The following is an 11,041-nucleotide window of genomic DNA, read 5'->3' on the forward strand; positions in this document are numbered from 1 at the left end:
ACGGGGCCTCTGGCGGCTCGCTCACGGGTCAGGGTGGGGCTGGTGGGGCTGGTGGCAACACCGGATTCGGCGGCGCGGGCGGCACGGGCGGCAGTGGTAGCAGTGTGGGCAATGATGGCGTGGCCGGGGCCACCCCGACCGGGGTGATGGGTAACGGTGGCGCCGGCGGGGCGGGTGCTCATGCCGCCGCGGCCGGCGCTAGTGGCGGTGACGGTGGCGCGGGCGGTGCCGGCGGCAACCGCGGCAATGGCGGCGCCGGTGGTGCGGGCGGTGATGGTGCGACCGGCGCGGCCGGGGTGGATGGGGTCAACCCTGACGACCCGGGCGGGGTCGGCGGGGTGGGCGGTAGGGGTGGTGCCGGCGGGACCGGCGGTCTGGGTGGTGCACTGAGCGGTGACGGCGGGAACGGCGGCCGGGGCGGGACCGGTGGAGTCGGTGGCACCGGCGGGGCCGGTGTCGATGGGGCGGACGCGGTCACGGCCGGCGGAATCGGGTTTGACGGTGGTGACGGCGGTGCCGGTGGTACCGGCGGGCTGGGTGGTGCCGGCGGCGTCGGCGGCGGGCATCAGGCTGCCGGATACAGCGACGGGGCCCACGGGGTCGGCGGTACCGGCGGTGCGGGCGGCACTGCCGGCGCCGGCGGCGACGGCGGTACCGGCGGTGCCGGGATCGACGCGGCCACTGGTGGTGCGGGTGGTGCCGGCGGCAATGGTGGCGACGCGGGCGCGGTGGGCCAGGGCGGTGCCGGTGGCGACAGCGGCGGTGGCGCCACTGGTGCCAAGGGCGCGGCTGGTCAGCTGCCGACCGGGACCTCGGGCAATGGTGGCGCCGGCGGTAAGGGTGGCAGTGCGACCGTCCCGGCGCCGGGTGATCTGCCCGGCACGGGTGGGCAAGGCGGGTCGGGCGGCAACGGCGGCAACCTGGGCACCGGTGGCACCGGTGGCGCCGGTGGCAATGGCGCCACAGGCGCGGTCGGTGCAGCCGGGGTCAATTCCGGCGATCCGGGTGCCAATGGTGGTGCCGGTGGTGCCGGTGGTGCCGGTGGTGCTGGCGGCTTAGGTGGGTCGTTGCGCGGTGACGGCGGGACCGGCGGGCTCGGCGGGACCGGTGGCGGCGGCGGGGCTGGTGGGGACGGTGTGGATGGTGCGGCGGCCGACACTGCGGGCGCAGCAGGACAGAACGGCGGTGCTGGTGGCGACGGCGGGGTCGGTGGTGTCGGCGGCGCCGGGGGTAATGCCGGCGGCGTCGCTGCGGGTGGGTCGGGCAGCGCGGGTATCAACGGCACCGGCGGCAACGGCGGTACCGGCGGCGCGGCGGGTAAAGCCGGCGACGGTGGCTCGGGTGGCTCCGGCGCTAGTGGTGTTCCCGACGGCGGGCGTGGTGGTGATGGCGGTAATCCCGGTGCTGTCGGTGCCGGCGGTGACGGCGGATTGGTTGGCAGCGGCGGTACGGGTGGCAGCGACGGCGCCACTGGCAGTGCGGGTGCGGCGGCGACCAGCGGTGGCAACGGCGGCCAAGGCGGCCACGGCGCTCACGGCGTCCAGGGCGTCCTCGGTGGGCAAGGCGGCAATGGCGGGGCCGGCGGTAACGGCGGGTCGGTGGGCAACGGTGGGCAGGGCGGTGTCGGAGGCAACGGCGCTTCCGGTACTGCCGGCACCTCCGGCGGCGTCGGGACCGGCACCGCGGGCGGCGCCGGCACCATAGGCGGCAGCGCCGGCAACGGCGGGGCCGGCGGTCTGGGTGGCGCGATCTCCGGTAACGGAGGCAACGGCGGGGCCGGCGGTAACGGCGGTAGTGGCGGAACCGGTGGCAATGGTGGTTCCGGCGATTCGGGTGGCCTTTTCAGCTCCGGTGACCCGGGCGGAGTTGGCGGTGCCGGCGGCGACGGCGGCAACGCTGGTGCTGGGGGCGCTGGCGGCACCGCGCTGGGGTCGGGCAACGGCGGTGCCGGCGGTGCCGGCGGTGCCGCCGGCCAGGGCGGACTTGGCGGCGGCGGCGGGAACGGCGGCAACAACGGCGTATTCGCCGAGGGCTCCTCGGGCGGGTCCGGCGCTGCCGGTGGTGGTGGCGGTAACGCCGGGGCCGGCGGGGCTGGCGGTGCCGGCGGGGCGGCCAACGGGTCCGGTGTCGGCGGGGTCGGCGGTGCCGGCGGTACGGGGTCGGCCGGCGGTGACGGCGGTTTCGGTGGGACCGGTGGGAGCGACCAAAGTGGCACCGGCGACGGCGGCAACGGCGGTGCCGGCGGCGATTCCGGAATGGGAGGCAGCGGTGGTGCCGGTGGCCGCGGCGGTGACTCCGCTGGCGGGGCCGCCGGGGACGGTGCTGATGGCGGCCACGCCGGCGCCAGCGGGTCTGGCGGCCAAGGCGGGTCTGGCGGCACGGGTGGTGTGGTGTCGGGTAGCGACGGTGCCAAAGGGGCCGTGGGTACGTCCGCTGCCGGGGGCGCTGGAGGCGCGGGCGGCGACGGCGGCAACGGTGCCGCAACGGCCGGCCCGTCCGGTAACGGTGGTAACGGCGGCGGCGGCGGTGTCGGACTCGGTGCCGGTGACGGCGGTGACGGCGGGACCGGCGGTGACGGCGGGTCGGTCGGTAACGGTGGCCGCGGCGGTAACGGCGGTAACAGCGGCGCCACCGGCGGCGTCGGCGGCGGCGGCGGCAATGGCGGCGGCGGCGGTGTGATCTCCGGAAACGGTGGTGACGGTGGTGCCGGCGGGAGTGGCGTCGCCGGTGGTGGATACGGCGGGCTAGGAGGTGACGTCGCGTCGGTCGGCAACGGCGGTGCAGGCGGAGTCGGCGGCTACTCAGCTGGTGGTACCGGCGGCGGCGGCGGCAACGGTGGCGCGGGCGGCGCGATCTCCGGTAACGGCGGTCACGGTGGCTCCGGCGGTGGCAGCGGTGGCAACGGCGGTAACGGCGGCAATGGTGGAGCCGGTGGAAACGCTGGGTCGGTCGGCAACGGCGGCAACGGCGGTAACGGCGGCGGTGGCGGTACCGGCGGCACTGGCGCACACGGCGTCAACGGTGCGGGCACCGCCGGCGGTGCCGGCACCACGGGCGGCAACGGCGGTAACGGCGGTGCCGGCGGCTTGGGCGGAGCGATCTCTGGCAACAGCGGCAACGGCGGCAACGGTGGCAGCGGCGGTGACGGCGGTGCCGGCGGTGGCGGCGGCACCGGCGAAAATAACTCCACCGATACCGGTGGCACCGGGGGTGGCGGCGGGACCGGCGGCAACGGCGGAGTCGGCGGTATTGGCGGCGCTGGCGGCGCGGGCCAAGGGACACGCAACGGCGGGGCTGGCGGTCTCGGCGGGTCGGCTGGCGCAGGCGGGGTCGGCGGGCTCGGCGGCGACGGCGGGACCTCCGTTTTCGGCCCCGGTGGTACAGCGGGCACCGGCGGCACCGGCGGGGCGGGCGGTACCGGCGGCCTCGGCGGAGCCGGCGGCGCGGCCCTCGGATCAGGCACCGGCGGTGCTGGCGGCAACGGTGGCAGCGCGGGCGGAGCCGGTGTAGGCGGCAAGGGCGGTAACGGTGGGCATTCCGACCTTTCAGCTAACGGGGCCGGCGGTGTCGGCGGTACTGGTGGTGCCGGAGGTCTCGGCGGCCGGGGCGGGAACGGCGGCGACTCCGCCTCCGGCCTCGCCGGTAACGGCGGCACCGGCGCCGACGGCACTGCAGGTGCTATCGGCGGCGTCGGCGGCGTGGGTGGCGAAGCCAACAATCCCATTCAAGCGGCCACGGGTGCCGATGGTGCCGGGGGTGGCGGCGGTGCCGGCGGTAACGGCGGCGATGGTGCGCCGGCGGCCGGCCCGTCCGGTAACGGCGGCAACGGTGGTGCTGGTAGTGACGGTGGTGGTGGCGGCGCCGGCAACGGCGGTGCGGGTGGTAACGGCGGGGTGGTCGGCAACGGTGGCGATGGCGGTGCAGGCGGTAACGGCAAGGCCGGCAGGTCCGGCTCACTAGGCACCACCGGTAGTGATGGAGACCCCGGCGGCCGCGGCGGGGACGGCTCCAACGGCTTTGCCGGCGGCAATGGCGGTGCGGGCGGTGCTGGCGGTGCCATCTCGGGTAATGGCGGCAGCGGCGGCGACGGCGGCACCGGAGGCGATGGCGGCGTCGGCGGCAACGGCGGCACCAGCTTCGGCCTCACCATCGGCGCCGACCCCCATACCGGCGTCGGCGGTGACGGTGGGGTCGGCGGCAAGGGTGGTGCCGGCGGCATCGGCGGCACCGGCGGCCAGGCACTGGGGTCAGGCGACGGAGGGGACGGCGGTCGTGGCGGCAATGCCGGCGACGCCGGCAAGGGTGGCAACGGTGGCCACGGCGGCAACTCTCCCTCGCAGTACGCCGAAGACGGCGCGCGCGGTGGCAACGGCGGAGTCGGCGGCACCGGTGGCACCGGCGGTCGCGGCGGGTCCGGCGGCGCGGCCAATGGGACCGGCACTGGCGGTGAGGGCGGGTCGGGCGGCATTGCCGGCAGTGGTGGCTACGGCGGCTTCGGCGGCGATGGTGGCAACGGTATCGCGGGAGATCCCCGTAGCCATGGCGCTGACGGCGGCACTGGTGGTAACGGCGGCACCGGCGGACGCGGGGGCGGTGGCGGTGATGGCGGTGACAGCCTGTCAGGCTTCGGCGGTGCTGGCGGTAGCGGCACGGATGGCGCCGATGGAGCGTGGTACGGCGAGGGCGGCCTGGCCGGCACCGGCGCAGGTGGCAACGGGAGCAACGGGGCGGACGGTCAAAAAGGCGCCGGTGGCGCCGGCGGCTCCGGTTCCGTCGGTGGCTCTGGAAACCCCCCCGGCCCCCCCGGCGCCCCCGGCAACGACGGCACGTAGGAGATACTCTGACGGTCGATGGCTGAGGACATCAATTACAGGTACGCGTTCGGGACCTACGAGGACGCGCTGAAGATGGTGGGTTTTCGCACCGAGGCCAGGATGGCGGGAACTGCGGTCAGCGGGGCGCGGATCCAGCACTTCGCCGCGCTCGTGCGCGACAGCAATCCGGCGTACTGGGACCCGGACTTCGCGACCCGGACGTGGGGCGGGCTGGTCGGTCCGCCCGCATTGTTGATGGGCTGGCTGATTCCGCAGCCGTGGTCCGCTGACGGTGAGCGGCCGGCGGCTGGACTGGTGATCCGGGTTCCCTTGCCGGGCAAGACCTTTGTCAACGCGTCCAACGAAGCCGAGTTCCTGATCCCGGTGGTCGAAGGCGATCGACTCTCGATCGTAGAGGAGGTGGTGTCGGTGTCGGCGGAGAAAACCACCAAACTCGGTGTCGGACATTTCGTTCAGACGCTGGACACTTTCCGACGCGACGACGGGGCCGTGGTCGCGCTGAACCGCAATACTCTGTTCCGCTTCAACCCGCGGGAGGTGACGGATGGCTGATGGACCGCACGAGCGCCGGTTCGACTGGCATGGGTTGATCGTCCCCGTCGAACTGCCTGCTGTCGTGGACGAGATCAGCTACGAACGCGTGGTGATGAATGCGGGCGCGACCTGGGACTATTTCCCCGGGCACTTCGATCCGGAATATGCTGAGCTTCAAGGTCATCCGACGATCTTCGTCAACACGATGCATATCGCCGGCTTCGTCGACCGGGTAGGCACGGACTGGGCGGGTCCCTATAGCCGAGTCCTGCGACGCAAGATGTCGCTGTTGGGCTCGATCTATGCCGGCGACACGATGATCGGCCGCGGAAACGTTATCGCCAAGCGCTGCAACACCTCTGGTGATGATTCACAATTTCTCATCGACCTGAAGGTCGGCGTCTATAACCAACGCGGAGAGCTCTGCTGTCCCGCCGAGGTCACTCTCGAGGTGCTGGCGGCATAGCATAGCTGGGTAGCGGAGGTAGCTTTCCGTTGCACGCGATCGACTGCAACTCCACATATTCGTGCAGCCCCTCGGGGCCGAACTCGCGCCCGAGCCCCGAATGTTTGAAACCCCCGAACGGGGTGCTGATGTCGAGCATGTACATGTTGATGCCGTAGGTGCCGGTACGCACCCGCCCCGCGATCTCGAGACCGTGCGCGGTGTCGGCCGTCCACACCGAGCCGGCCAATCCGTAGTCACTGTCGTTGGCGATCCGGACTGCGTCGTCCTCGTCGGTGTAGGTGAGCACCGTCAGGACCGGGCCGAAGATCTCTTCGCGGGCGATGCGCATGTCGTTGGACGCGTCGGTGAACAGCGTGGGCCGCACGTACCAGCCACGCGGTTCGGGGTTGTTGTCGCCGCCGACCACCAGTCGCGCGCCCTGTTGTTGCCCGGACCGGATGAAGTCCTGCACCCGTTGTTGTTGTCGTTGTGCGACAAGGGGTCCGATGTCGGTCTTCTCGTCGGCGGGATCGCCGACGGTCAGCGTCGTCATCATGTCGGCCAGCGCCTCGACGAGTTCGTCGTGGCGGCGTTCACTGACCAGGATGCGGGTCTGCGCGACGCAGGCCTGGCCGTTGTTCATCAGGCCGGCGGTCTTCAGTCCGGCGACGGTCTTGCCGATGTCGGCGTCGTCCAGCACGATCGCCGCCGACTTGCCGCCGAGCTCCAGGCTCACCCGCTTGAGCTGCTCACCACACAGCGCGGCGATGCGGCGACCGGTGGCGCTGGACCCGGTGAAGGCGATCTTGTCCACGCCGGGATGCCGCACCAACGCCTCGCCGATCTCCGGGCCGCCGGTGATGACCGACACCACCCCCTCGGGCAGATCGATCTGTTCGATCATCTCGGCCAACCACAAGGCGTCCAAAGGGGTTTCGGGCGCCGGCTTGATGATCACCGTGCAGCCCGCAAGCAGCGCGGGGATCAGCTTGGGCATGATCAGGCATTGCGGCACGTTCCACGGGACGATCGCGCCGACCACGCCCACCGGGGCGCGCCGCAGGTGCGCCTCGCCGAGCACGCCGCGGCGTCGCTCCACCCACGGGAAATCGCGTGCGGTCGCCAGCGCCAGATGGATCATCGAGGCGGCCCCCGCCGCCTGGCCCAGCCTGCTGAAGCTGCGCGGTGAGCCCATTTGCGCGGTGATCAGATCAGCCATTTCGTCGATGTGACGGCCGTAGACGCCGGCCAGTTCCTCGACCTTGCGCATTCGCTCCTGCGGAGACAGTCGCGGCCACGGGCCGTGGTCGAAGGCCCGGCGGGCGGCCGCGACAGCAGCCTCCACATCGTCGGGTCCGGCGGCGGGGACCTGAGCGATCGGTTCCTCGGTATGCGGGGATATCACCGAAAGACGTTCGGATGCAGCCGGTTTGCGCCAGTGGCCACCGATGAACAACTCGTCGTACGAGCGGGGGTTCGCCGTCATCGGGGCACCACCTCAGGGCAAACAGACGGTCATTTTCGCTATTGATGTTAACATTGCCAAAAAAGCGGGATTGAGGCGTGGAACGTGACGACTGATTGGCGCAGCTATCCGTTCCGGCTCGTACCTGGTGACGAGCAACTCGATTTCCCGGCCGCCGAGGGTCAGCATCCCGGCCAGGAGTCCGACACCTGGTTCATCGCCGGTGAACTGAGTGCCGATACCGGTCGGTCGTTTGCGTTCCTGACCATTTTCAACAGGAACCGCCCCGGCGGATCGATCGTCGCCGATTTTTACACCCTGGCACTGTTCGACCTGGACACCGGGGAGTACGGCACCTTCACCGATTACGACATGCCGCCGGCCAGCATGGAACCGGGCGCCAAGCCCAAACTGTCCAGCGCGGTCGGGTATCTGGGGCTGGAGTATGACACCGGCTCGGGCACCGCCACTTGGACGGCATCACGCGATGCCGACGGAAAGTTGCGGCCCTACACCTACGACGTCAGCCTGCTGGGCACTGACCAGCACGGGCAGCCCATGCGGCTGGACCTACACGTCACCCCGACCCGGTCGCCGACCCCGCTGGGTGCCTCGGTCTACAACGGCAAGATCGCCTGCTTCGGCCAGGACGACACCTACTCTTACTTCCAAACCGGCATGGCGATGACCGGGACGCTGCGCTGGGGCGAACGCGACGAACGAGTCGAGGGCACCAGCGGACATGTCGACCGGCAGTGGTTCCCCAAATACGCCGGCGGAGGCACCGGCGAGCCGCCGCGCACCAGATCCCACGAATGGCGCACCATCAACTTCGACAACGGCGTCGACATGAGCATCTGGCGGCAGTTCCTGCGCACCGAAGGCAATGCGCTGCAGCCGTTTACCGGGATCACGACCAGCTATCCCGACGGGACTCCGCCACAGTGCATCGAAGACTTCGACGTCGTCGTCGACAGCTACGTCCGGTGGCCGGAGTCGATCCGGTCGCTGATTCGCCCGCCCGCCAAGGCCCGGTACCTGCCCGACCACCACAGGATCACCTGCGCCGCACTGCAATTGGACATCGTCGGCGAGCCGCTGGTGCCGGCCCCGGCGCACGGCCTGCCGATCGAGTACATGGAGGGCCCGTACCGATACCGCGGAATCTTGGCCGGTGAGCAAGTGACCGCCTTCGCCTTCAACGAACGTTCGCTGGCGCTGTACCGGGATTGGGAACTGCTGCAGGTACTGGAAACCGAAGTGGACGATCCGAGACTGCGGGCCGCGGTGGATGAGATCTCTGTGCTGGTGGCCGCCGGCCGACGCGATGAGGCCGTGGCGTCGGCGGACAAACTGCGCAGCGCTCAACAAGACACGCTGGCAACGATTCTCGACGATCTGATCACCGCACTGTCAACGGGCTGACAGCGCCTGTTCCCAAGCGATGTGACGGTGCTGCAACCCCGGCTCGTTGCGGCCGAACAGAAGGTGTTCTCGCGCACCGGATTCGAGGTTGGCCTGCAACGCTTCCACCAACTTGTAGTCCTCGTCGCGGACGGTGGCGTGCGCGTACTCGAAGACAGCGTGCGCGCCGGCTGCCACGGATTCGTCGGAGATGTCCAGGGGAGTGGAGTTCTGATGCACGGTGATCGACCGGCCGGGCCGGTCGCCGGGATACACCCGGAACAACTCGCCGTTGGCCATCGTCACCGAGATGACGATGTTGGGGAAGATCGCGTAGATGACGACCAGGTTGTTGAACGGAACCCACTTGTCCTCGGGGACGTTCTCCAGGTCCAGAATCGTGTTGAGCGGGAAGATCAGTCGGTGATGCGGCCCGTAGGCGTCGAACACCGTGCAGTTGCTGCGGGCGATCGTCGCGAAGGTGTTCTCGTGCACGGTGGCGAAGTGATAATTCTCCGCGAAGGTGTCCACCGCCAGCTTCCAGTTGATCGGGGTGTCGAGCACCTTCTCGCCCAGAGGAGACCAGCGTCCGATGCCCCACGAGTCGAGTTCGTCGGCCAGCGGTCCCAGGTGCGCCGCCACATCCAGCGTCGCGCCGGGATCCAGTGCCACCCAGAGAAATCCGGCGAATTCGGTGGCCGGTAGCTCGGTCAGCCCGTCGGACTTCGGCGTGGTGTCGGGGAACCCCTCGCGGCCCGGCACCGCGACCAGACGGCCGGTGTTGTCGTACGTCCAGGCGTGGTAGGGACAGGTGAACCGCTTGGCGACCCCGCATCCGGAGGCGACCTGGGACTGCCGGTGCAGGCAGACGTTGTCGAAGGCCTTGACCGAACCGTCTCCCGTGCGGGTCAGCAGGATCGACCGGCCCAGCACGGTCTTCGTGCAGTAGGCGCCCGGCCGTGGCAGTTCGGAGACATAGCCGACCAGTTGCGGGCTGTTGAGCACCATTGCCCGGTCACAGTCATGCCGCTCGCGGGAGGTGTACTCGGCCGCGGCGACGCGGTGTGTGGTCGGCGCGAGATCGGTTGTCTTGTCGCGCGCCAGTTTCAGCGCACGGCGGGCGAGGTCGATCAGCTGGTCGTGATCCATCGGAGCCCCTGTTCGCGCATGCCCGAAGCTAACTTTACTAACTTTATAGTGACAGGCGCGTCGCAGCACGCCTTCGCGGCGTTGAGTCTGCGCTGAGGGTGGGGGTTACTCGCACTTTGGCGCCCTGTGCGCAGAGTCAACTTGGAGGTGCCCGGCAGCCAGGCGTGCTGTGTCGCCTTCGCCGGCGTTGAGTCTGCGCTGAGGGTGGGGTTACTCGCACTTTGGCGCCCTGTGCGCAGAGTCAACTGGAGGTGCCCGGCAGCCAGGCGTGCTGTGTCGGCGCGGGCGTTGAGTCTGCGCTGAGGGTGCGGGTTACTCGCACTTTGGCGCCCTGTGCGCAGAGTCAATCAAATGCGCAGTGACTGGTGTGGCCGCCGTGTCTTGTGATGTTTGTGTCGTACCCTCTGGCCTATGCCGGTCTCTCGTCGCGACGTGCTCAGGATCGCGGCCACGGCTCCCGGCCTGCTGGCCCTGGGCGCAGCGGCGTCGGTGGCCGCGCCTACAGCTTCTGGCTCGCTCGGCACGCTGCTGGACTACGCGGCAGGCGTCATCCCCGCCAGCGAGATCAGGGCGGCCGGCGCGATCGGGGCAATCCGGTACGTTTCGGACCGCAGGCCCGGCGGCGCGTGGATGCTCGGCAAGCCCATCCAGCTGGCCGAGGCGCGCGACCTGCACGGCAGCGGCCTCAAGATCGTGTCCTGCTATCAATTCGGCAAGGGCAGCACCTCGGATTGGCTGGGCGGTGCGGCCGCCGGCGTGCAACACGCCAAACGTGGGATGGAGTTGCACGCGGCTGCCGGAGGTCCCTCCAATGCTCCTATTTACGCCTCGATCGACGACAACCCGTCATACGAGCAGTACAAGAACCAGATCGTGCCGTATCTGCGGTCCTGGGAGTCGGTCGTGGGACATCAGCGCACCGGGGTGTACGCCAACTCGAAAACCATCGACTGGGCGGTCAACGACGGACTGGGCACCTTCTTCTGGCAGCACAACTGGGGATCCCCCCAGGGCTACACCCACCCCGCGGCGCATCTGCACCAGGTCGAAATAGACAAGCGCACAGTCGGCGGGGTGGGCGTCGACATCAACGAGATCCTCAAGCCCCAGTTCGGCCAGTGGGCGTGACCCGGACCACTTATTAAGACTGCTGAGAGTTTTTAGCAGGCATTCCAGCAAACACTCGTTCGCTCAGCTCGCGGACGG

Annotated in this window: 7 protein-coding genes; 5 read left to right on the forward strand and 2 right to left on the reverse strand. The window is 70.2% G+C overall.

The features are described 5' to 3' along the window. Nucleotides 1-104 precede the first annotated feature (104 nt). From AC5Y4D_RS17840 to AC5Y4D_RS17850, 3 genes are read left to right on the forward strand one after another with little or no spacing between them, the layout of a single operon-like run. Complete coding sequence (locus tag AC5Y4D_RS17840) at nucleotides 105-4,832, forward strand: PE family protein (RefSeq protein ID WP_500037763.1); 4,728 nt, start codon at nucleotides 105-107, stop codon at nucleotides 4,830-4,832. An 18-nt stretch (nucleotides 4,833-4,850) separates the two neighbouring features. After that, nucleotides 4,851-5,387: an FAS1-like dehydratase domain-containing protein gene (locus tag AC5Y4D_RS17845; RefSeq protein WP_500037764.1), complete on the forward strand. Its 537-nt coding sequence runs from the start codon at nucleotides 4,851-4,853 to the stop codon at nucleotides 5,385-5,387. Continuing rightward, the gene (locus AC5Y4D_RS17850) at nucleotides 5,380-5,835 is read left to right on the forward strand and encodes a MaoC/PaaZ C-terminal domain-containing protein (RefSeq protein WP_499945667.1); all 456 of its coding nucleotides are present in this window, start codon (nucleotides 5,380-5,382) and stop codon (nucleotides 5,833-5,835) included. Before AC5Y4D_RS17845 ends, AC5Y4D_RS17850 begins: the two co-directional genes overlap by 8 nt. Here the strand turns inward: AC5Y4D_RS17850 and AC5Y4D_RS17855 are convergent. Then, the gene (locus AC5Y4D_RS17855) at nucleotides 5,810-7,303 is read right to left on the reverse strand and encodes an aldehyde dehydrogenase (protein WP_500037765.1); all 1,494 of its coding nucleotides are present in this window, start codon (nucleotides 7,301-7,303) and stop codon (nucleotides 5,810-5,812) included. The genes AC5Y4D_RS17850 and AC5Y4D_RS17855 overlap by 26 nt on opposite strands. Nucleotides 7,304-7,387: 84 nt before the next feature. Here AC5Y4D_RS17855 and AC5Y4D_RS17860 point away from each other — a divergent pair, with 84 nt between their 5' ends. Beyond that, nucleotides 7,388-8,707: a lipocalin-like domain-containing protein gene (locus tag AC5Y4D_RS17860; protein ID WP_500037766.1), complete on the forward strand. Its 1,320-nt coding sequence runs from the start codon at nucleotides 7,388-7,390 to the stop codon at nucleotides 8,705-8,707. On the opposite strand, the gene AC5Y4D_RS17865 is transcribed toward AC5Y4D_RS17860, so the two are convergent. Beyond that, on the reverse strand, nucleotides 8,696-9,835 hold the full coding sequence (locus AC5Y4D_RS17865; RefSeq protein WP_500037767.1) for an aromatic ring-hydroxylating oxygenase subunit alpha: 1,140 nt from the start codon (nucleotides 9,833-9,835) through the stop codon (nucleotides 8,696-8,698). The two genes, AC5Y4D_RS17860 and AC5Y4D_RS17865, sit on opposite strands and share 12 nt — an antisense overlap. Nucleotides 9,836-10,246: 411 nt before the next feature. On the opposite strand from AC5Y4D_RS17865, the gene AC5Y4D_RS17870 reads away from it, so the two are divergent. Then, the gene (locus tag AC5Y4D_RS17870) at nucleotides 10,247-10,963 is read left to right on the forward strand and encodes a DUF1906 domain-containing protein (protein ID WP_499945663.1); all 717 of its coding nucleotides are present in this window, start codon (nucleotides 10,247-10,249) and stop codon (nucleotides 10,961-10,963) included. The last annotated feature ends 78 nt before the right edge of the window (nucleotides 10,964-11,041 follow it).

It is taken from the genome of Mycobacterium sp. NGS67, assembly GCF_059812185.1.